Below are 20,597 nucleotides of genomic sequence, written 5' to 3'. Positions count from 1 at the left end.
CCCGTAAGTCTTACTGCTGCGGCAGTTCGACAGGCGACTGACGCGGGGTATCCGCTTCAGCCTTCTTTGCCGCTTCCAGTGCCGCGGCATCAGCCTTGGCTCTGGCTTCGGCGGTCTGCTGCAACTTGTTCAGTTGGGTCGGGCTCAGTTGTTCCAGGCGCAGCATCATGCGCTGGACCATCTCCCGGCGACCTTCTGTCCGGGCTGTTTCAGCTTCCTGGTCAGAGCCCACCAGGTTGTTGCCGTCGTGCATGTAGATTTTCTGCACTTCGATTTTGTCGCTCAGCAGTGCCAGATCACCGCGACCAAGGATGTCGTAGTTCAGCACGGTGGTGATCTGGTACTCGCCGGCATGACCGGCCCCTGCGTAACTGAGGATGCGCTGGGTTTCCTGTTCATTGGTCAGCACCAGCTTGTAAGGAGCGCCGTTATAGACCTTGACGCCGCTGCCAGTCAGTACCTGACGCAACTGGGTAACGGTTGGGCCATAAGCGTTACGTGCGCTCAGGTCGAGTTCCTTGATCGCCAGTTCATTGGTGCCGGTGCCGCGCAGCTGGAAACCGCAGGCGCTCAGCAGAACCGCGAGGCCCATCACCAGCAGATTGCGTTTGATCATCTTGTTGCTCCCCTTGAAACCATGTGGGCCGATCAAGCGGCCCGAAAGGTTTTACTCGGCGCCAGGCTCACCTGGCGCCTGATCCAATTAGCTGGCGACGATATTGACCAGTTTCCCGGGCACTACGATCACTTTACGAATGGTCAGACCGTCGACGAAGCGCAGCACGTTCTCGTTGGCACGGGCGGCGGCTTCGACTTCTTCACGGCTGGCGCTGGCCGGCATTTCGATGTGGCCACGCAGCTTGCCGTTGACCTGAATCACCAGTTGCAGGCTGTCCTGTACCAAAGCGCTGTCATCCACCACCGGCCAACCGGCGTCGATCACGGGTTCAGCGTGACCCAGTTGATTCCACAGCTCGTGGCTGATGTGCGGCGTGATCGGAGCCAGCAGCAGGGTCACGGCTTCCAGGCCTTCCTGAACCAGAGCGCGATCCTGTTCGGTGCCTTGCGCGGCTTTTTCCAGTACGTTCATCAGCGTCATCACCTGGGCGATGGCGGTGTTGAATTTGTGGTTCTGGCCGACGTCCTGGCTGGCCTGCTTGATGGCCAGGTGGATCGAGCGACGAACGGCTTTTTGCTCGTCATTCAGGCCAGCGACGTCCAGTTTGCCCGGCAGACCCTGGGTGACGTGGGCTTGAGCCAGGCGCCAGACGCGCTTGAGGAAACGGTGCGAGCCTTCGACGCCGGAGTCGGACCATTCCGCACTCATGTCGGGTGGCGAGGCGAACATCATGAACAGGCGGCAGGTATCTGCGCCGAACTGGTCGATCATCGACTGAGGGTCGACGCCGTTGTTCTTCGACTTGGCCATCTTCTCGGTGCCGCCGATTTCCACCGGCAGGCCGTCAGATTTCAACTTGGCGCTGATGACCTTGGCCTTGCTGTCACGCTCAAGCTCGACGTCCGCCGGGTTGAACCAGGTGTAAGCGCCATTGGCTTCGCGGCGATAGTAAGTCTCGGCGATCACCATGCCCTGGGTCAGCAGGTTCTTGAACGGCTCGTTGGAACTCACCAGGCCTTCGTCGCGCATCAGCTTGTGGAAGAAGCGCGCGTAGAGCAGGTGAAGGATCGCGTGTTCGATACCGCCGATGTACTGATCCACCGGCAGCCAGTGGTCGGCCGCCGATTTTTCCACCAGGCCGCCTTCAAAGTGCGGCGAGGCGTAGCGGGCGTAGTACCACGAGGACTCGACGAAGGTGTCCATGGTGTCGGTTTCACGCTTGGCTGGCTGGCCGCATTTAGGGCAGCTGCACTCGTAGAACTCGGGCATGCGCGCCAGTGGCGAACCGGCGCCGTCGGGTACGACGTCTTCCGGCAGCACGACAGGCAGTTGATCTTCCGGTACCGGCACGTCACCGCAAGTGTTGCAGTGGATGATCGGGATCGGGCAGCCCCAGTAACGCTGGCGGCTGATGCCCCAGTCGCGCAGGCGGAACTGGGTACGCGAGGCGCCCAGCTCTTTCTTGATCAGCGCGACTTCGATGGCGTCGAAGGCGCCTGCGAAGTCGAGGCCGTCGAACTCGCCGGAATTGATCAGCGTGCCGTGCTCGCCGTAGGCGTCTTGCCATGGCGCCGGGTTGCTGTCACCGGAACTGGTGCGCACGACCGATTTGACCGGCAGGTTGTACTTGTGGGCGAACTCGAAATCACGCTCGTCGTGGGCCGGAACCGCCATCACCGCGCCGTCGCCGTAGTGCATCAGCACATAGTTGGCGACCCAGACCGGCAGTTTTTCGCCAGTCAGCGGGTGCTCGACGAACAGGCCGGTCGGCAGGCCTTTTTTCTCCTGGGTGGCAACGTCGGCTTCGGCCACGCTGCCGCCCTTGCATTCAGCAATGAATGCCTGCAGCTCGGGATTGTTCTTGGCGGCGAGGGCGGCCAGGTGGTGCTCGGCGGCCACGGCGACATAAGTCGCTCCCATGAGAGTGTCCGGACGGGTGGTGAAGACTTTCAGCGCGCCGGCTTCGCCGATGGAGTCGACGTTGTACGGGAACTGCACTTCCATGCCGCGGGATTTGCCGATCCAGTTGCGCTGCATGGTCTTGACCTGTTCAGGCCAGCCAGTCAGTTCGTCGAGGCTCTCCAGCAGCTCATCCGCGTAGGCGGTGATCTTGAAGTAGTACATCGGGATTTCGCGCTTTTCGATCAGCGCGCCGGAACGCCAGCCACGGCCGTCGATCACTTGCTCGTTGGCCAGAACGGTCTGGTCGACCGGGTCCCAGTTCACGGTGCCGCTTTTTTTGTAAATCACGCCTTTTTCGAACAGGCGAGTGAACAGCCATTGTTCCCAGCGGTAGTAATCGGGCTTGCAGGTGGTCACTTCGCGGGACCAGTCCACCGCCAGGCCCAGGCTGCGCAGCTGGGACTTCATGTAGGCGATGTTTTCGTAGGTCCACTTGGCGGGCGCCACGTTGTTCTTCATCGCGGCGTTTTCCGCCGGCATGCCGAAGGCGTCCCAACCCATGGGTTGCAGAACGTTCTTGCCTTGCATGCGCTGGTAGCGGGAGATCACGTCGCCGATGGTGTAGTTGCGCACGTGCCCCATGTGTAGCTTGCCGCTGGGGTAAGGGAACATCGACAGGCAGTAGTAAGTCTCCTTGCCTGGCTGTTCACTGACTTCAAAGGACTTTTGCTCGTCCCAGAACGACTGGGCGGCGGCTTCGATTTCACGGGGCTGATATTGTTCGTGCATGGCTACTTTTGAACTGAATAGGGGTGGCCTAATCCTCTTCAATGCAACGCTGGACGCTGATCTCGCCACATTGGCGTTTTCGATGTCCAGCCGAGCTGGAAGTGGAGTTACAGGAAGCGCCGTAGCATACATGACCGCGCTCCACCGAGGGAAACCCTGATTGCTGCCGCGCGTCTCGCGAAAGCCGCCGCGAGGGCCGTTGGTCGCGGCGCTCAGCCGGTTTGTTCATGGAGGCTAAGCTCTAACTGGGGAGTAGGTCTTATCTTCCAATGAGGTGAGGGATGGTTGAGTCACAGCAAAAAGCTACGAAACCGGAGCTGTACGAAAGACTGATCGATCGTTTGGCCCTGGCCCTGGAAGCGGCAAGAACTGCTGGCCGGTTGCGTGACGTACGCCCTCTGGAGCTGGAACTGCGTGGCCTCAGCCTCGCAGAGTTTGCACTGGTCAAGGCGTATCTGGATCGCAGTGAGCGTGAGACGCACGGATGCTTGTCAGAGGCGGTAAAGCAACTCGACGCACCACGCTCCGCCAAGATCATCTGGCTCAAGGACAAGGTTCCCGGCAGAGACGCGGTAAAGGTCCGGTCTTTGCAGTTCAAATAAGACGCAGAGCCGTGCTCCATGGTTTTTTGAAGCATAGTCCTTCTGTATTGATTGTCGCATTGCGCTAACCCACTTAGGCTTCGGGCATCTCCAGGAGATGCTCGATGCCTTTTCGTTACTTTGTAAAACAACTTCTATTGCCCCCCGGCATTCTATTGCTGCTGCTTTTGCTTGCCTGGTGGTTGCGCCGCTCAAGGCCAAGGCTTGCCGGTGTGTGCTTTGCACTGGGGCTGGGTGGTCTTTGGCTGATGAGCCTGCCGGTGGTGGTGCAGTGGGGTGCCGGCCTGCTCGAACGTGAGCCACCGCTGGCTCGCGACGAATGGGCGGTGCTGGGGCAGCGCGCGGACGCCATCGTTGTTCTTGGTTCCGGGCGCGAGCGTGGTGATGTGGCCTGGGGTGCCGACCAGCCAACGGGTATCGGCCTGGAACGCCAGCGCTTTGCCGCTCGGCTGGCCAAGGCTTCCGGCCTGCCGGTACTGACCAGCGGCGGCTTGCATTACGGCACTCCGCCAAGCGAGGCGCAGATGATGGCTGACTCCTTGCGTGACGATTTTGGCGTGACCGTGCGCTGGCAGGAAGGACGCAGCCGCACGACCTGGGAAAATGCCCGGTTCAGCGCCCAGGTGTTGCTGCCACAGGGTATCAAGCGCGTGGTGCTCGTGACTCATGCCGGGCATATGCCACGGGCGGTCTGGAGTTTCCGCAAGGCCGGGTTCGAGGTGGTACCGGCGCCGGTAGGGTTTCTGGGCGGCGACAATGCGCGGCCACTGGGTGGCTGGATGCCGGAGTACAAGGCGATCTGGCAGAACGGACAGTTGATGAACGAGGCGGTGGGGCAGATCGGTTATTCGTTGTTCTACCGATAACCGAACGGTTACCCACGTCCTGTAGGAGCGAGCTTGCTCGCGATGGTGTGTCAGTCAACACAGCGGCGCCTGGTACACCTTCGCGAGCAAGCTCGCTCCTACAGTTTTTATGCGGTGTCAGTTCAGACGGTCTTGGCCATCCGGCTCGCAATCAGCGCCCAGCCAAACAACAACACGCAGAGAATGAGCAATGGCCACGAACGCCATTCCAGGTACGGCGTGAGGTTGTGCATCGGCACCACTTCGCCATACAGGATGCCGCGTTCGAACTGCGGGATCTGATCGGTAATCTGACCAAACGGGTTGATCAGGCCGGACACGCCGTTGTTGGTGGCGCGGATCATCCAGCGGCCAGCCTCCAGCGCACGCATCTGCGCCATCTGCAGGTGTTGCAGCGGGCCGATGGAGGTGCCGAACCAGGTGTCGTTGCTGATGGTCAGCAACAGGTCGCTGCGGGCGGCAAGGCTGGCGGCGAATTCCGGGTAAACCACCTCATAACAGATGTATGGCGCGATCTGATAACCCTTGGCTTGCAGCAGCGGCTGGTCAGCCGGGCCGCGGGCGAAGTCCGACATTGGCAGGTCGAAGAAGGCGATCAGCCCGCGCAACACATCCTGCAGCGGAACATACTCGCCAAACGGCACCAGTTTTTGCTTGAGGTAAGTGCCGTCGCCTTCGCCGACAACGGTGATGCCATTGAAGAAGCGCTTCTCGTGGTGGACCTCCATGCGGACCGGGACGCCGGTAATCAGCGCCGATTTACGCTCGGCCGCGAAGCTGCCCATCATGTTCAGGTAGCCCTCGGCGGACTCCTTGAGCACCGGGATCGCCGTTTCCGGCCAAATGAGAAGGTCGACTCGCCTGGAGCTGAAACTCATGTCGCGGTACAACGCCAGTTGCGCGTTGAGCTGCGCCGGGTCCCACTTCATGCTTTGTTCGATGTTGCCCTGAATGGCGGCGACGCTCAGTGGCGGGCCCGATGGGCTGGTCCAGGCATGATGTTTGAGGGTCATGCCGACCAGCCATGGCCCGACCAGCAGCAATGCGCCGGCGGCGATGAAGCCTTTGCGCCCCGTGCGAACCAGGCGCAAGCCGTTGTAGATCAGCGCGGCCGTCAGGGCCAGGGTGAAGGAAATCAGCCACATCCCGCCGATAGGCGCGAGCCCGGCCAGCGGACCATCGAGCTGGCTGTAACCGGAATACAGCCACGGGAACCCTGTCAGGAACCAGCCGCGGAAGGCTTCCTGGCCGACCCACAGTGCCGCGAAGGCCAGGGCGTCGGCCAGCGGCGCTTCATTTCGGCGCAGCCAGCGCGCCCAGATCCAGGCGGGCAGGGCAAAGAACCAGGCAATCGCCGCGGTGAAGAGCAGCATCAGGAAGCCGGCCAGCAAGACCGAGGCGCCGCCGAAGTGGTGAATGCTGTAGTAGATCCAGCTGGTGCCGGCACCGAACAGGCCGAAACCGAAACACCAGCCGCGACCCAGTGCCTGACGCGGGCTCAGCTCGCGCAGGCCCGCATAGAACAGCCCGACGGCGAGCAGTGCCAGTGGCCAGATATCGAACGGCGCCAGGGCCAGTGTGGTGATTGCACCGGCCGCCACGGCCAGCAGGTTACCGGGCCAGCCGGGGCGGGTTGTCCAGCGCATTTCAATCCTTAGCGAGCAATGGGCGTCAGGCGAAGCAAGTGAATCCGACGGCTGTCGGCGTTCAGGATGCGGAAGCGGTACGGGCCGATTTCAGTGATTTCGTTACGTTTTGGCAAATGCCCGAACGCGCTCATCACCAGGCCGCCAACGGTGTCGAATTCGTCGTCGGAGAACTCGCTGTCGAAAAACTCGTTGAAGTTCTCGATCGGTGTCAGGGCCTTGATCAGGAAATCACCGCTGGGCAGCGGCTTGATGTAGCTGTCTTCTTCGACGTCGTGTTCGTCTTCGATGTCGCCGACGATCTGTTCCAGCACGTCTTCGATGGTCACCAGGCCTGCCACGCCACCGTACTCGTCGATGACGATGGCCATGTGGTTGTGGTTGGCGCGAAATTCGCGCAGCAGCACGTTAAGGCGCTTGGATTCCGGCACGAAGGTGGCCGGGCGCAGCAGGTCCTTGATGTTGAAATTGTCGCCGTTCTCCTTGAGGATCAACGGCAGCAAGTCCTTGGCCAGCAACACGCCCATCACGTCATCGTGGCTTTCGCCGATCACCGGGTAGCGGGAGTGGGCCGAGTCGACCACGGCAGGCAGGAACTCGCGGGGTGTCTGGGTCGCCTTGATGCTGACCATTTGCGAGCGCGGGACCATGATGTCCCGGACCTGCAAGTCAGCCACCTGGATGGCGCCTTCGACAATGGCCAGCGCTTCGCTGTCCAGCAGTTTGTTCTGGTGTGCATCGCGCAGCAGCTCCAGCAGCTCCTGGCGGTTTTTCGGCTCGTGGGCAAAAGCCTGGGTGAGCTTCCCCAGCCATGACTTCTGCCCGTTGCTCGATCGATCTTCGCTCATAGCGATTACTCTGAATCCTTTGTTGTTTCGGTAGGGAGTGCGTCGGTTTCGTCGTCCGCGTACGGATCGGGAAAGCCCAGTTCTGCAAGCAACGTTCGTTCCAGTGCTTCCATTTCTTCGGCTTCCTCGTCATCAATATGGTCGTAACCAAGCAGATGCAAGCAGCCGTGAATCACCAGATGCGCCCAATGGGCCTTGAGTGCCTTGCCCTGTTCAGCGGCTTCGCGCTCGACCACGGCTACGCAGATCACCAGATCGCCCAGCAGCGGGATGTCGAGGAACTCATCCGGCACGTCGGCCGGGAATGACAAGACGTTGGTTGCGTAGTCCTTTTGCCGCCAGGTGTGATTCAGCTCGCGCCCTTCGGCTTCGTCGACCAGACGAATGGTCATCTCCGAGTCGGCGGTGCGCTGGCGCAGGGCCAGTTCGCACCACTGGCGGAACTCCGCTTCGCCGGGGGCGCAGGCTTCGGTAGCGATTTGCAGGTCAAGCTCAAGCATCGCGGCGGCTATCCTTGGCGGCGGCATCTTCGGCCGCTTTGGTTTCGAAGCGCTCATAGGCTTCGACGATGCGCTGCACCAGTGGATGGCGCACGACGTCCTTGGGCTGGAAATGGGTGAAGCTGATCCCCGGTACATCCTTGAGCACTTCAATCACGTGATGCAGGCCGGACTTGGTGCCGCGTGGCAGGTCGACCTGGGTGATGTCCCCGGTGATGACGGCCGTGGAACCGAAGCCGATCCGGGTCAGGAACATCTTCATTTGTTCGACCGTGGTGTTCTGGCTTTCGTCGAGAATGATGAAGCTGTTGTTCAGCGTACGGCCGCGCATGTAGGCCAGCGGCGCGACTTCGATCACCTGGCGCTCGATCAGCTTGGCGACGTATTCGAAGCCGAGCATTTCGTAAAGCGCGTCGTAGAGCGGGCGCAGGTACGGGTCGATTTTTTGCGACAGGTCGCCGGGCAGGAAGCCGAGTTTTTCACCCGCTTCGACCGCCGGACGAACCAGCAGGATGCGGCGAATCTGCTCGCGCTCCAGTGCATCCACCGCGCAGGCCACGGCCAGGTAGGTCTTGCCGGTACCGGCCGGGCCGATGCCGAAGTTGATATCGTTACCGAGGATTTCCTTCACGTAGCGCACTTGATTCAAGCCGCGTGGGCGAATCATGCCTTTCTTGGTGCGCAAGGCCACGGACGGTTCGGCGGGGGAGTGGTTGTCCAGCTGCTCGACGGCCGATTCCTGCAGGAACAGGTGCACCATGTCCGGCGACAGCTCGGTACCCTTGGTTTCCCGGTACAGGCGGCGCAGGAGGTTTTCCGCGGAGGTGGTGTGTTTGGGTTCGCCGATCAGCTCGAACTGGTTTCCGCGATTGCGGATCTCAATGGTCAGGCGCTGTTCGATCAAGCGCAGGTGCTCGTCGAATTGCCCGCACAGATTGGCGAAGCGACGAGCTTCAAAAGGCTCGAGGATGAAACGATGTGGTTCTATGGGTGCGTTCAAGGTCGTATTTAGCCGCCCTGGGGCAATAGTGATGAATCAAGGATAGCGCCAGTGGCGTGGGTGCGAAAGCTCTTAAATATTGCAATCCGATCCTTGCGTCTGGCGCGGCCCCTGTGGGAGCGAGCTTGCTCGCGATGACGGCCTGACATTCAATAAATGAGTTGTCCGGCCTGACGCTATCGCGAGCAAGCTCGCTCCCACAGGGATCTTCGGTGTTATTGGATCAGCGAACCCCGTAACGAGTGCGGCTGCGCGGCATCGATGTGCACATCCGCGAACTGGCCGATCAGGGTCGGATTGTCGCAGCGGAAATTGACGATACGATTATTCTCGGTCCGGCCTTGCAGCTCGCCCGGGTCTTTTTTCGAGTAATCGGTCACCAGGATCCGCTGGATCGAACCGACCATTTGTCGGCTGATCTCGAAACCTTGCTGGTTCAAGCGATGTTGCAGTGCGTTCAGGCGTTCTTTCTTCAGATCTTCCGGGGTGTCGTCCGCCAGGTCGGCGGCCGGAGTGCCCGGACGCTGGCTGTAGACGAACGAGTAGGAGAAATCGAAGCCGACGTCGGCAATCAGCTTCATGGTTTGTTCGAAATCTTTCTCGGTCTCGCCGGGGAAGCCGACGATGAAGTCCGAGCTGATACAGATTCCCGGCACGGCGGCGCGCAGCTTGCGCAGCTTGGATTTGTATTCCAGCGCGGTGTGGTTGCGCTTCATCGCGGCGAGGATGCGGTCCGAGCCCGATTGCACCGGCAAGTGCAGGTGCTTGACCAGTTCCGGCACGTCGGCGTGGGCCTGGATCAGGCTGTCGGAGAATTCCAGCGGGTGCGACGTGGTGTAACGGATGCGGTCGATGCCCTCGACCGCAGCGACCACGCGGATCAGCTCGGCCAGGTCGGCCAGGCGCCCATCGTGAGTAGTCCCGCGATAGCCGTTGACGTTTTGCCCCAGTAGCGTCACTTCCCGCACGCCGTTTTCGGCCAGGTGAATGATCTCGGCAAGCACATCGTCGAACGGCCGGCTGACCTCCTCGCCACGGGTGTAGGGCACCACGCAGAAGGTGCAGTATTTGCTGCAGCCTTCCATCACCGACACGTAAGCGCTCGGGCCGTCGATGCGGGGCTCGGGCAAATGGTCGAATTTTTCGATTTCCGGGAACGAGACGTCGACTTGCGGCAGCTTGGTGATGCGCGCGGCGTCGATCATTTCCGGCAGGCGGTGCAGAGTCTGCGGGCCGAAGACCACGTCGACGTACGGCGCGCGATCGCGGATGGCGGCGCCTTCCTGGCTGGCCACGCAACCGCCGACGGCGATCACCATGTCAGGGTTGGCCAGCTTCAGTTCGCGCCAGCGGCCGAGCTGGGAATAGACACGGTCCTGTGCACGTTCGCGGATCGAGCAGGTGTTGAGCAGGATCACATCGGCGTCTTCAGCGCGGGCGGTGACTTCCAGGGCCTGATGTTCGCCCAGCAGATCGACCATGCGCGAGCTGTCGTACTCGTTCATCTGGCAACCGTGGGTTTCGATGTAAAGCTTCTTGGCCATGGAATAGAGTCATCACGTGATTCAAAGAACCGCGCATTATAGGGAACATGTACCCAGGTTCCTACCGCTGCGCGTCCAATGGCTATGCTATAGTTCGCGCCCTCATTTTTATCCCCCGATGTGTTGCTCGCCCGCCATGACCAAACGTGAAGCTCCAATCTACAAGGTGATTTTCCTCAACCAGGGCCAGGTGTTCGAAATGTACGCCAAGCAGATCTATCAAAGTGATCTGTGGGGCTTTCTGGAAGTGGAAGAGTTCGTCTTTGGCGAGCGCACGCAAGTGGTCGTCGATCCGAGCGAAGAAAAACTCAAGGCTCAGTTCGAAGGCGTGGTGCGCAGTTTTGTGCCGATGCATTCGATCGTGCGTATCGACGAAGTCGAGCGTATGGGAACACCGAAAATCAGCGAAGCCCGTGGCGCGGTCGGCAATGTCATGCCGTTTCCGATGCCGATGCCTGAGAAGTAAGTCGCGAGACCTAGTCACCCCCAATCGCGAGCAGGCTCGCTCCTACAGTTGGTCTTCAGTGTTTGGAGGTTCCAGTGTAGGAGCGAGCTTGCTCGCGATGGGGCCAGTCAGATCAAGCCAAGAATCAGGGCAGTGGCGCGAACGGCGTACGCCCGTCAGCGCTCTGCAGTTCCATCAAGTATTTACGGAAGATTTGCCCGAGCACCTGGGTAGCAAGCTCCAGCTCTTCGCGGGGCATCTTTTCGGTGACTTCGTCGGCGGTGTCCAGGGCCTCTTCGGCGCCATTGACCGCCGCCATCTTCAGCAGGATGTACGCCTGAACGTTATTGGCCGGCACGCCTTCGCCGTGGAAGAACATGGTGCCGAGTTTGAATTGTGCCTGGGCGTGGCCTTGCAGCGAGGCTTTTTCGAAATAGCTCAGGGCTTGATTGAGGTCGCGCGGCGTGTTTTTGCCTTCGTAGTAGAACTCACCCAACTCGTATTGCGCTTGCGCATCCCCTTCTTCCGACGCTTTCTGGCAGGCGGTGAGCGCCTGTTCCAGGTCTTGCGGCTGGGTATTGAGGGTGCAGCGACCCATCGCTGGGATTAACAACGAGTTGCCGCCTGCTTGTGCGTGCGCGAGCAGGGGCTGAAGAAGCAACAGGCAGCCCAGTGCAAGGGTGCGGCCGGTGCGGTTCATGGGAATCGACTTACCTCTGAAGGGCGCGCGGACCCATCGAGGGGATCCAATAAGCGCGCATTATGAAATAAGCAGGGCCAACCTTACAAAGTCTTTACTCGTTTTTCTGCTGCGCGGGAAATTTATCACCCACTTTGCGGGGGATTATCAGCAGAGGAGCAGGAAAAAACGTGGGAATGCAGGCGAAAGCCGACGCTGGCAAGGGCCAGCGTCAGCATTTGAGCGTTACTTCAAGGCCGCGAAGGCGCGCTCGGCGGCGTCCAGGGTCAGCTTCAGTTCAGCTTCGCCGTGGGCGATCGAAGTGAAACCGGCTTCGAATGCGCTCGGTGCCAGGTACACGCCACCTTCGAGCATCAGGTGGAAGAAACGACCGAACAGGGTTGCGTCGCTGGCCATGACGTCATCGAAGGTGACGATATCGTCGGCACCGCTGAAGTACAGGCCGAACATGCCGCCGGCCTGGGTGGTCACGAACGGAATGCCGGCCGCATCGGCGCGCTGTTGCAGGCCGTCGAGCAGGCGAGTGGTGTAGTCGGTCAGCTCGGCGTGGAAGCCCGGGCGGCTGATCAGGCGCAGTGTGGTCAGGCCGGCGGCCATCGCCAGCGGGTTGCCGGACAGCGTGCCTGCCTGGTAGACCGGGCCCAGTGGGGCGATGCGCTGCATGATTTCACGCTTGCCGCCGAAGCAGCCGACCGGCATGCCGCCACCGATGATCTTGCCGAAGGTGGTCAGGTCCGGCGTCACGCCGTAGTACGCCTGGGCGCCGCCGAGGGCGACTCGGAAACCGGTCATCACTTCGTCGAAAATCAGCACCACGCCGTGCTTGTCGCACAGGGTCCGCAGGCCTTCGAGGAAACCCGGTGCCGGCGGCACGCAGTTCATGTTGCCGGCTACTGGCTCGACGATGATGCAGGCCACGTCCTGGCCGACTTCGGCGAGCATGGTTTCTACCGCGTCGATGTCGTTGAACGGCAGGGTCAGGGTGTGTTTGGCGAATGCCGCCGGTACACCGGCCGAGCTCGGTACGCCCTGGGTCAGTGCGCCGGAACCGGCCTTGACCAGCAGGCTGTCGGAGTGACCGTGGTAGCAGCCTTCGAATTTGATGATGCTGTCGCGGCCTGTGAAGCCACGGGCCAGGCGAATGGCGCTCATGGTCGCTTCAGTGCCGGAGCTGACCATGCGCACCATTTCCATCGACGGCACCAGAGAGCAGACCAGGTCGGCCATCTGGGTTTCCATCTCGGTCGGGGCGCCGTAGGACAGGCCGTGCTCAAGCTGCTTGCGCACGGCGTCCAGTACGTCCGGGTGGCTGTGGCCGAGAATCATCGGACCCCAGGAACCGACGTAATCCACATAGCGCTTGTCGTCTTCGTCGGTGACGTAGGCGCCTTCGGCGTGTTTGAAGAACAGCGGAGTGCCGCCGACACTTTTGAACGCGCGAACCGGCGAGTTCACGCCACCGGGAATGTGTTTCTGGGCATTGGCAAACAGGGTTTCGGAACGAGACATGATCGGGCTCTCAAATCAGATTTAAAGCTTAAATAGAAAACAATTCGTTGAAGGCGCGGGCGCGGCGGGTGACCTCAGCCGTGCTCTCGGCGCCAAACAGGCCATGCACCACCGCCAACAGATCGACGCCATGGGCCACCAGCGGGGCGGCGTTATCCAGGGTGATGCCGCCGATCGCGCAGATCGGCAAGTGCAACTGCTTGCGGGCCTGGTCGAGCAGGTCGAGGCTGCAGGTCGGGGCGCCGGGCTTGGTGTTGGAGTTGAAGAAGCGGCCAAAGGCGACATAGCTGGCACCTTCCTTGGCGGCCTGCTCGGCCAGTTCGAGCTGCGCATGACAGGTTGAACCGATGATCGCCTGGCGCCCGAGCAGTGCGCGGGCCGGAGTCAGCGGGCCGTCGGTCTGGCCCAGGTGCACGCCCACGTTCAGGCGTGCCGCCAACTCGGCGTCGTCGTTGATGATCAACTGCGTCTTGTAGCGTTCGCACAACCCGCGCAAGGCTTCGGCCTCACGCAGGCGACGGGCGTCGTCGCTGCTCTTGTCGCGGTATTGCAGCAAGGTGACGCCGCCTTCGAGCGCCGCCTCCACGTACTTGAGCAACTTACCGTCCAGCAAATGGCTGTCGGTAATGGCGTACAGGCCACGTAGTTTCATCGGACAAGCCTCACCGCATTACAAAGAGAAGTTACGAACAGAAATCCAGTGGCAAGCGGCGCGGCACGAACTGGCCTTTGCCCAGTTGCTCGGCATCACGCAGGGTGCGCCATGTGTAGTTAAGCGCGGTCTGCACGGCACTGGCGAGGTTTTCGCCCTGGGCCAGACGACCGGCCAGGGCACTGGCCAGGGTGCATCCGGAACCGTGATAACTGCCCGGCAAACGCTGGCAGGTATAGGTTTCGCGCAGGCCATCGCGGCTGTACAGGCGATTGTGGATTTCAGTTTCGTCGCCATGGCCGCCGGTGATCAGCAGGTGTTTGACGAACGGCAGGAGTTTTTCAGCGCACTCGTCCGCGGTGCCGTCGGGCAGTTCGGCGAGGATACGGGCTTCGGGAAGGTTGGGGGTCGCTATGATCGACAGGGGCAGCAGGCGTTCGCGCATGGCGTAGCCGACTTCATCCTTGCCCAGGCGTCCGCCGCCGCCGGCGCGCAGCACCGGGTCGCAGACCACCGGCAAGTGCGGGTGCGCCGAAAGCAGTTCGACCACGGTGTCGACCATTTCCAGAGAACCGAGCATGCCCAGCTTGACCGCCGCGACTTCGGAATCGTTGAGCACGGCATTGGCCTGGGCCAGTACCCACTCACGGTCCAGGACGCGGAAGTCCGTGACATTGACGGTGTCTTGCACGGTCAGGGCGGTGACGGCCGGAGCCGCATGGCAACCCTGAGCGAGCAGGGCTTCGATATCTGCCTGCAAGCCGGCGCCACCACTTGGGTCGTGGCCGGAGAGACAGAGGACAACGGGGCGAGAACTGTAGATATTCATGGTGCGCGAGCTTACCACCAAACCTGTTTTTCGGGTGTTGTGGCGGTGTGTTTGGTCGATACATTGTGGTGGGGGGACTTGCCCCCTCGCCATGGTGATTTTTTTGCCATTGATAATCGTTCAGTGGTGTCGCTGAAATGCCCGTCCTAGAGCCTTTTCATGAAAAATTTCAATGGTATTCAATGGCCATCAGCGGCTATGCTAGAGTGGATCCAAACCAATAACAGGTGATGCCGGTTTTACGTCTGCTCAAAAGGAATGGGGGGCTTCCTGACAGAACCGGACAGGCCACGCTGGGGCTTCAATGCGCTATTTGCTGATGTTGCTGTTGTGTTTGCCCCTCCTGGCAAACGCCGTCGAGTTCGACGAGTTCACTCAAAGCCTCCCCTTGGGTCGAACCCTGCAGGTCTATGAGGATGCAGGTGGTCAGGCGACTATCGCGGATATCCGTGCGCAAGCGGCGGCCGGCAACTTCAAACCGCACCACAAGGACACGCTCAACGCCGGGTACTCACGTTCGGTGTTCTGGCTGAAAATCGACCTGCATTACCGTCCGGCCAATCCGGCGGCGCAAAGGACCTGGCTGCTGGAACTGGCCTATCCGCCCCTCGATCGTCTCGATCTCTATTTGCCGGATGCGGCGGGCAACTATCAGTTGGTCAGTCAGACCGGCGATGCCTTGCCCTTCGCCAGCCGCGAGATTCGTCAGAATAACTATCTGTTCGACCTGACGTTCAAGCCGGACCAGGCCGAAACCGTTTTCATGCGCTTGCAAAGCGAAGGCTCGATCCAGGCGCCCGTCACCTTGTGGTCGAGCACCGCCTACCTCGAAGAGCAGCCCGTGCGCCTCTACGTACTGGGGCTGATCTACGGGGTGCTGTTGGGAATGCTGGTCTACAACCTGTTCATCTACCTCAGCGTGCGCGACACCAGTTACCTCTACTACATCTTCTATATCGCCTCGTTCGGCTTGTATCAGCTGTCGGTAAACGGTGCGGCGGTGCAGTATTTCTGGCCGGACAATCCATGGTGGGCCAACGCCGCTACGCCGTTTTTCATCGGTTGTGCGGGGCTGTTCGGCAGTCAGTTCGCCCGCAGTTTCCTGCAAATGGCTACCCACAGTCGCTGGCTTGACCGCCTGTTGCTGGCGCTGGTTGCCTTCAGTGCGCTGGTGGTCGGCCTATCATTGATGACCAGCTACGCCCTGGCCCTGCGCCTGGCCACGGCCCTGGCGCTGACGTTCACCGTGGTGATTTTTGCCGCCGGGATCTTTGCCTGGCTGCGAGGGCTGCGGGTGGCGCGGTATTTCATCATTGCCTGGTCGGCGTTTTTGCTCGGCGGCATCATCAATACGCTGATGGTGCTGGGGTACTTGCCGAACGTGTTCCTGACCATGTATTCCAGCCAGATCGGCTCGGCCATCGAAGTGGCGCTGCTGTCCCTGGCGCTGGCCGACCGCATCAACGCCATGCGCGAGCAGCAGGCTCAAACCCTGTTCGACGCCAGCCAGAAGCTTGAAGTCCTCAACCAGCAACTGGCCCGCAGTAACAAGCTCAAGGACGAGTTCCTTGCCACCCTGACCCACGAATTGCGCACGCCCATGAACGGTGTGATCGGTTCGCTGGAACTGATGCAGACGGTCGAGATGGACCCGGAGCTTGAGCAGTATCAGCAGACGGCGTCTGGATCGGCCCGGGACATGATGCGCATGGTCAACGGCATCCTCACCCTCACCGAATTGCAGGCCGGCAAACTCAAGGCCTCGGCCGACACCTTCAGCTTGCGTGGCGTGGTCGAGGCTCTGCGCACGCAGTTCGAGGGCAACGCGTCGAGCAAGTCGCTGGACTTCAAGGTCGATGTCGCGCCAGGTGTGCCGGATCGCTTGCACGGCGATAACGTCAAGATTGCGCAGTGCCTGGAATGCCTGCTGGATAACGCCATCAAGTTCACCAGGGTCGGCGGCCTGGCCCTGCGGGTGAGCGGCAAGGCCATTGAGCCCGACCGTCTGGCCTTGACCTTTGCAGTGATCGACACGGGCATTGGCTTCACCGATTTGGGGGAGGCCACGATGTATCAACGCTTCTTCCAGCTCGACGGCTCGATGACCCGTGAATACGGTGGCCTGGGGGTTGGCCTGGCGATCTGCCGACAGTTGGTCGAATTGCTCGGTGGACGCCTGACTCATCGCTCCGAGCCAGGACGCGGCAGCCGGTTTCAGCTGGATGTGGAAGTCGGGCTGCCGCTGGCCGAGCGTCCGGTGACGCCGTTGATGACCAGGGATTTTCCGCGCCTGCGCTTGCCTCAGGATTGTGCCGTGCTGTTGGTGGATGACAACGGCATCAGCCAGTTGGTGATGCGCGGCATGTTGCTCAAGCTGGGCTTTCGCGTACGTACGGCCGACAGCGTCGATGCCGCGCTCGGTCTCTTGCGGCGCGAAGTGTTTGACGCGGTGCTGGTCGATTGTCAGTTGCCACCGCAGGACGGTGAGTCGGTGTGCTGCCGGATCCGCGCGTTACCCGGTTATGCCGAACTGCCGTTGTTCCTGATCGCCCTGGGCGGTGACCGTGAGCGCTGCCCGACCGGCGCGGTGATAGATCACTTGAACAAACCGGTGAAATTCGAAGACTTGCAGGCCGCTCTCTACCGCCGCGTGCTCTGCTCACAACAGGGCGAAAGCGCCGACAGTTAGGCGGATATGACACTTTGATCGGCCGAGGGGCGGTGCTTAACTGAAGTCCCTTGGCCGACCAAAGGAGCCCTGTCATGAACCTGCATCAGTTCGCCGAAACCCACGAAGTCACCAACCAGCCTCCGTCACTGGACGGCGCCAACCTGTACCGCATCGACTTGCCGTTGCAGGAGTGGTCGCGGCGGTTCGGGGCCGGTTGGGCCGAATCGCGGATCGACGCCTATGGCGCGCTGGCCGGTGGCCCGTTGATGGAGGCCGGGTTCCTGGCCAATCAGAACAAGCCGGTGTTCAACAGCCATGACCGGTTTGGTCATCGCATCGACCTGGTGGAATTTCATCCGGCCTATCACGAGCTGATGCGCACGGCGGTTGAGCACGGCTTGACCTCATTGCCCTGGGCTCATCCGCAGTCCGGCGCCCACGTGGCCCGCGCTTCCATGACGTACTTGCACAGCCAGGCCGAAGCCGGCAGCGGCTGCCCGCTGACCATGACCTTCGCCAGCGTTCCGGCCATGCGGCTGCAACCAGACCTGGCGGAAAAGTGGCTGCCGAAAATCCTCGCCACCGAATACGACCCGCGCAATGTCGGCATGGCCCACAAGGCCGGGGTCACCATCGGCATGGCCATGACCGAGAAGCAGGGCGGTACCGATGTGCGGGCCAATACCACCAAGGCGTATCCGGTCGGTGCCAGCGGTCCGGGCCAGGCTTATGAACTGGTGGGGCACAAATGGTTTTGCTCGGCGCCGATGTGCGACGCCTTCCTGACCCTGGCGCAGACCGACAAGGGCCTGACCTGTTTCCTGCTGCCGCGCCATCGTCCGGACGATACGCGCAATCAGTTCTACATCCAGCGCCTGAAGAACAAGCTCGGCAATTGCTCCAACGCCTCCAGTGAAGTGGAGTTCCGTGGCGCACTGGCATGGATGGTCGGTGAAGAGGGCCGTGGCGTTCCGACGATCATCGAGATGGTCGCCATGACCCGCTTCGATTGCATGGTCGGCTCCAGTTCGCTGATGCGTCAGGCGCTGACCCAGGCCAGCCATCACTGCGCTCACCGTTCGGTGGGCGGCAAACTGCTCAGCGAACAGCCGTTGATGCAGAACGTGCTGGCGGATCTGGCGCTGGAAAGCGAAGCCGCCTTGGCCTTGAGCCTGCGCATGGGCCGGGCGCTTGATCATCTGGACGATTCGCAGGAAGCCAAATTCGCTCGGCTGGTGACGGCGGTGGGCAAATACTGGATCTGCAAGCGGGCGCCGGCCATGATCAACGAAGCGGCCGAATGCATGGGCGGCGCAGGTTATGTCGAAGACAGCATCCTGCCGCGCCTCTACCGTGAAGCGCCGGTGAATTCGACCTGGGAAGGCTCCGGCAACGTGCAATGCCTGGATGTGCTGCGTGCCCTGTCGAAAGAACCGGGTGTGCTCGATGCGCTGTTCAGCGAGTTGGGCGATGGCCATGGCGACAAGCGTCTGGCTGCGCACATCAATCAGTTGCAGGCGGCCTTCAAGGACACCAGCGACATTCAGTACCGTGCCCGGCAGTTGACCGAGGACATTGCGCTGGGGTTGCAGGCCAAGCTGTTGCTGGAAGCCGGGAATGCGGTGGTCAGTGATGCGTTTATTACCAGTCGTCTGGATGGCGGCGGCCGGGTGTACGGCGCATTGCCGCGCGGCCTGGACGTGGAAGCCATTGTCGCCCGCTCGACTCCGCAAGCACTGTAAAGAACCTGTAGGAGCGAGCCTGCTCGCGATGACGGAGTAACATTCAACATTTGTGTTGGCTGATACACCGCTATCGCGAGCAGGCTCGCTCCTACAGTTGTTCTGTGTATACCTCAATGATGCATTGCCAGCACGCTACTGTTCCCGTGAAGCGTCGATGCAGGCAAGATGAAGGTCTGCAAGTCAGAACACAGGATGCTGATCGTGACCGAAGCTTTTATTGTCGTTCAAACCGCCGAGCAAGCCGTGGACCGGCTTGCTCACTTGCACAATCGTGCAACCACCGCGCTGAGCCAGGCGCTCAAGCGTTACCTCAAGGATCGTGTCGAGCCCGATGCCGAACAGCGCTCGATGTTCCGCTATCCCGAATTGCGCCTGACCTACCACTGCCAGGGCGAAGTCCCGCAGACCACTCGCGCATACGCCAAGGTTCAGTTGCCGGGCACCTACAGCGTCACCGTCACCCATCCGTCGGCTTTCCGTAAATACCTGCTGGAACAGCTCGTTCCGTTGATGCACGACTTCACCGTGACCGTGGAAGTCGGTGTCAGCCAGCAGAACATCCCGTATCCGTATGTGGTCGAGCAGGGCGATGAGCTGGCCGGTTCCGGTGTCACCGCCGCCGTGCTGGCACGGGTGTTCCCGAGTACCGACCTGTCGGCGGCGACCGATGGCATTGCCGACGGTCTGTACGATTGGGAAAACACCGATCCATTGCCGCTGGCCCTGTTCGATGCCGCCCGGGTGGATTTTTCCCTGCGCCGGCTGGTGCATTACACCGGCAGCGACTGGCGGCACGTGCAGCCGTGGATCCTGCTGACCAACTATCACCGCTACGTCGATCAATTCATCGTCCATGGCCTGGAGCAACTGCGCAGCGATCCGCGTTTCGTGCGCATGGTGCTGCCGGGCAACGTGATCATCGACAAGAGCATGGACCACGGCGAAGCCTCGGCGATTGCCGCCGGGGTGGTCTGGCACCGCTACCAGATGCCCGCCTATCACCTGATCGCCAGCGATGGCCACGGCGTGACCCTGATCAACATCGGTGTCGGCCCGTCCAACGCCAAGAACATCACCGACCACCTCGCCGTTCTGCGCCCGCATTGCTGGTTGATGATCGGTCACTGCGGCGGCCTGCGTCAGTCGCAGACCATTGGCGATTACGTGCTGGCCCACGCCTACATGCGTCGCGACGGGATTCTCGACCGGGTAGTGCCGCCGAACATTCCGATTCCAGCGTTGGCCGAAGTACAGCTCGCGCTTCAGCAAGCAGCGGCCAACGTCACCGGCGAGAAGGGCGACGAACTGAAGAAACGCCTGCGTACCGGCACCGTGCTGACCTACGACGACCGTAACTGGGAGCTGCGCTGGGCGCAGGAGCGGCCGCTGATCAACCTGTCCCGCGCCGTAGCGGTGGACATGGAAAGTGGCACCATCGCAGCCCAGGGTTATCGTTTGCGGGTGCCGTACGGCACGTTGCTATGCGTCTCGGACAAACCACTGCACAGCGAAATCAAGTTGCCGGGCTCGGCCAACGCCTTCTATGAACGCGCGGTCAGCCAGCACTTGAAGATCGGTATCGAGGCGGTGGATCTGTTGCGCACCGAACTCAACTCGCTGCACTCGCGCAAACTGCGCAGCTTCGACGAGCCGCCGTTCCGCTGATTCGCGATGGTTATTTAGCGGTCGGGGCACTAGCATTGTCAGCCCTGATCGCTAGATTTTTTTCG

The 20,597-nt window shown here is 61.1% G+C and carries 17 protein-coding genes; 6 read left to right on the top strand and 11 right to left on the bottom strand.

Going from position 1 to position 20,597, the window contains the following annotated elements; all coding sequences use genetic code 11:
- Nucleotides 1-10 precede the first annotated feature (10 nt).
- Both lptE and leuS read right to left on the bottom strand, forming a co-directional pair.
- Complete coding sequence (gene lptE, locus ACM6J5_RS06270; protein ID WP_095941989.1) at nt 11-616, bottom strand: LPS assembly lipoprotein LptE; 606 nt, start codon at nt 614-616, stop codon at nt 11-13.
- A gap of 87 nt (nt 617-703) precedes the next feature.
- Entirely contained in the window at nt 704-3,310 is a 2,607-nt protein-coding gene (gene leuS / locus ACM6J5_RS06265; RefSeq protein ID WP_095941990.1) for a leucine--tRNA ligase, read from the bottom strand.
- A gap of 281 nt (nt 3,311-3,591) precedes the next feature.
- On the opposite strand from leuS, the gene ACM6J5_RS06260 reads away from it, so the two are divergent.
- Entirely contained in the window at nt 3,592-3,912 is a 321-nt protein-coding gene (locus ACM6J5_RS06260) for a hypothetical protein (RefSeq protein WP_095941991.1), read from the top strand.
- A gap of 104 nt (nt 3,913-4,016) precedes the next feature.
- On the top strand, nt 4,017-4,778 hold the full coding sequence (locus ACM6J5_RS06255; RefSeq protein ID WP_414928021.1) for a YdcF family protein: 762 nt from the start codon (nt 4,017-4,019) through the stop codon (nt 4,776-4,778).
- 122 nt (nt 4,779-4,900) lie between these two features.
- Here the strand turns inward: ACM6J5_RS06255 and lnt are convergent, their stop codons facing one another.
- From lnt to miaB, 5 genes are all read right to left on the bottom strand, one after another.
- A complete protein-coding gene (lnt, locus tag ACM6J5_RS06250; protein ID WP_414928020.1) occupies nt 4,901-6,424 on the bottom strand; it encodes an apolipoprotein N-acyltransferase in 1,524 nt (507 codons plus the stop codon).
- A gap of 8 nt (nt 6,425-6,432) precedes the next feature.
- Entirely contained in the window at nt 6,433-7,272 is an 840-nt protein-coding gene (locus ACM6J5_RS06245) for an HlyC/CorC family transporter (protein WP_008022962.1), read from the bottom strand.
- A gap of 5 nt (nt 7,273-7,277) precedes the next feature.
- Nucleotides 7,278-7,772, bottom strand: coding sequence for an rRNA maturation RNase YbeY (gene ybeY, locus ACM6J5_RS06240; protein WP_095941994.1), 495 nt, complete (start codon nt 7,770-7,772; stop codon nt 7,278-7,280).
- Complete coding sequence (locus tag ACM6J5_RS06235; protein WP_095941995.1) at nt 7,765-8,772, bottom strand: PhoH family protein; 1,008 nt, start codon at nt 8,770-8,772, stop codon at nt 7,765-7,767. Before ACM6J5_RS06235 ends, ybeY begins: the two co-directional genes overlap by 8 nt.
- A 215-nt stretch (nt 8,773-8,987) precedes the next feature.
- Entirely contained in the window at nt 8,988-10,316 is a 1,329-nt protein-coding gene (miaB, locus tag ACM6J5_RS06230; protein ID WP_150672681.1) for a tRNA (N6-isopentenyl adenosine(37)-C2)-methylthiotransferase MiaB, read from the bottom strand.
- 136 nt (nt 10,317-10,452) lie between these two features.
- Between miaB and ACM6J5_RS06225 the strand changes: the two genes are divergently transcribed.
- Nucleotides 10,453-10,782, top strand: coding sequence for a DUF1820 family protein (locus ACM6J5_RS06225; RefSeq protein WP_008052403.1), 330 nt, complete (start codon nt 10,453-10,455; stop codon nt 10,780-10,782).
- A 124-nt stretch (nt 10,783-10,906) separates the two neighbouring features.
- Here the strand turns inward: ACM6J5_RS06225 and ACM6J5_RS06220 are convergent, their stop codons facing one another.
- From ACM6J5_RS06220 to ACM6J5_RS06205, 4 genes are all read right to left on the bottom strand, one after another.
- Nucleotides 10,907-11,461: a tetratricopeptide repeat protein gene (locus ACM6J5_RS06220; RefSeq protein WP_095941997.1), complete on the bottom strand. Its 555-nt coding sequence runs from the start codon at nt 11,459-11,461 to the stop codon at nt 10,907-10,909.
- A 225-nt stretch (nt 11,462-11,686) separates the two neighbouring features.
- Nucleotides 11,687-12,970 carry a glutamate-1-semialdehyde 2,1-aminomutase gene (gene hemL / locus ACM6J5_RS06215; RefSeq protein ID WP_414928019.1) on the bottom strand — a complete coding sequence of 428 codons (1,284 nt, stop codon included), beginning with the start codon at nt 12,968-12,970 and terminating at the stop codon, nt 11,687-11,689.
- Between the two features lie 28 nt (nt 12,971-12,998).
- Complete coding sequence (gene thiE / locus ACM6J5_RS06210; protein WP_095941998.1) at nt 12,999-13,622, bottom strand: thiamine phosphate synthase; 624 nt, start codon at nt 13,620-13,622, stop codon at nt 12,999-13,001.
- A gap of 31 nt (nt 13,623-13,653) precedes the next feature.
- Nucleotides 13,654-14,451: a hydroxymethylpyrimidine/phosphomethylpyrimidine kinase gene (locus tag ACM6J5_RS06205; RefSeq protein ID WP_095941999.1), complete on the bottom strand. Its 798-nt coding sequence runs from the start codon at nt 14,449-14,451 to the stop codon at nt 13,654-13,656.
- A gap of 304 nt (nt 14,452-14,755) precedes the next feature.
- Between ACM6J5_RS06205 and ACM6J5_RS06200 the strand changes: the two genes are divergently transcribed.
- From ACM6J5_RS06200 to amn, 3 genes are all read left to right on the top strand, one after another.
- Entirely contained in the window at nt 14,756-17,140 is a 2,385-nt protein-coding gene (locus ACM6J5_RS06200; RefSeq protein WP_414928018.1) for a 7TM diverse intracellular signaling domain-containing protein, read from the top strand.
- Between the two features lie 74 nt (nt 17,141-17,214).
- Nucleotides 17,215-18,864 carry an acyl-CoA dehydrogenase family protein gene (locus ACM6J5_RS06195; protein ID WP_150672683.1) on the top strand — a complete coding sequence of 550 codons (1,650 nt, stop codon included), beginning with the start codon at nt 17,215-17,217 and terminating at the stop codon, nt 18,862-18,864.
- 168 nt (nt 18,865-19,032) lie between these two features.
- Nucleotides 19,033-20,532 (top strand): AMP nucleosidase, encoded by a 1,500-nt coding sequence (gene amn / locus ACM6J5_RS06190; protein ID WP_172435290.1) that lies wholly within the window; start codon nt 19,033-19,035, stop codon nt 20,530-20,532.
- Nucleotides 20,533-20,597: the final 65 nt, after the last annotated feature.

Source organism: Pseudomonas sp. IT-P74 (assembly GCF_949768175.1).
In the GTDB taxonomy this organism is placed as follows: domain Bacteria; phylum Pseudomonadota; class Gammaproteobacteria; order Pseudomonadales; family Pseudomonadaceae; genus Aquipseudomonas.
This window is presented reverse-complemented; position numbering and strand designations above follow the sequence as displayed.

Coding starts and splice junctions, on each gene's coding strand:
- lptE (WP_095941989.1), bottom strand. CDS start 616: ATGATCAAACGCAATCTGCTGGTGATGGGCCTCGCGGTTCTGCTGAGC.
- leuS (WP_095941990.1), bottom strand. CDS start 3,310: ATGCACGAACAATATCAGCCCCGTGAAATCGAAGCCGCCGCCCAGTCG.
- ACM6J5_RS06260 (WP_095941991.1), top strand. CDS start 3,592: ATGGTTGAGTCACAGCAAAAAGCTACGAAACCGGAGCTGTACGAAAGA.
- ACM6J5_RS06255 (WP_414928021.1), top strand. CDS start 4,017: ATGCCTTTTCGTTACTTTGTAAAACAACTTCTATTGCCCCCCGGCATT.
- lnt (WP_414928020.1), bottom strand. CDS start 6,424: ATGCGCTGGACAACCCGCCCCGGCTGGCCCGGTAACCTGCTGGCCGTG.
- ACM6J5_RS06245 (WP_008022962.1), bottom strand. CDS start 7,272: ATGAGCGAAGATCGATCGAGCAACGGGCAGAAGTCATGGCTGGGGAAG.
- ybeY (WP_095941994.1), bottom strand. CDS start 7,772: ATGCTTGAGCTTGACCTGCAAATCGCTACCGAAGCCTGCGCCCCCGGC.
- miaB (WP_150672681.1), bottom strand. CDS start 10,316: ATGGCCAAGAAGCTTTACATCGAAACCCACGGTTGCCAGATGAACGAG.
- ACM6J5_RS06225 (WP_008052403.1), top strand. CDS start 10,453: ATGACCAAACGTGAAGCTCCAATCTACAAGGTGATTTTCCTCAACCAG.
- ACM6J5_RS06220 (WP_095941997.1), bottom strand. CDS start 11,461: ATGAACCGCACCGGCCGCACCCTTGCACTGGGCTGCCTGTTGCTTCTT.
- hemL (WP_414928019.1), bottom strand. CDS start 12,970: ATGTCTCGTTCCGAAACCCTGTTTGCCAATGCCCAGAAACACATTCCC.
- thiE (WP_095941998.1), bottom strand. CDS start 13,622: ATGAAACTACGTGGCCTGTACGCCATTACCGACAGCCATTTGCTGGAC.
- ACM6J5_RS06205 (WP_095941999.1), bottom strand. CDS start 14,451: ATGAATATCTACAGTTCTCGCCCCGTTGTCCTCTGTCTCTCCGGCCAC.
- ACM6J5_RS06200 (WP_414928018.1), top strand. CDS start 14,756: ATGCGCTATTTGCTGATGTTGCTGTTGTGTTTGCCCCTCCTGGCAAAC.
- ACM6J5_RS06195 (WP_150672683.1), top strand. CDS start 17,215: ATGAACCTGCATCAGTTCGCCGAAACCCACGAAGTCACCAACCAGCCT.
- amn (WP_172435290.1), top strand. CDS start 19,033: ATGAAGGTCTGCAAGTCAGAACACAGGATGCTGATCGTGACCGAAGCT.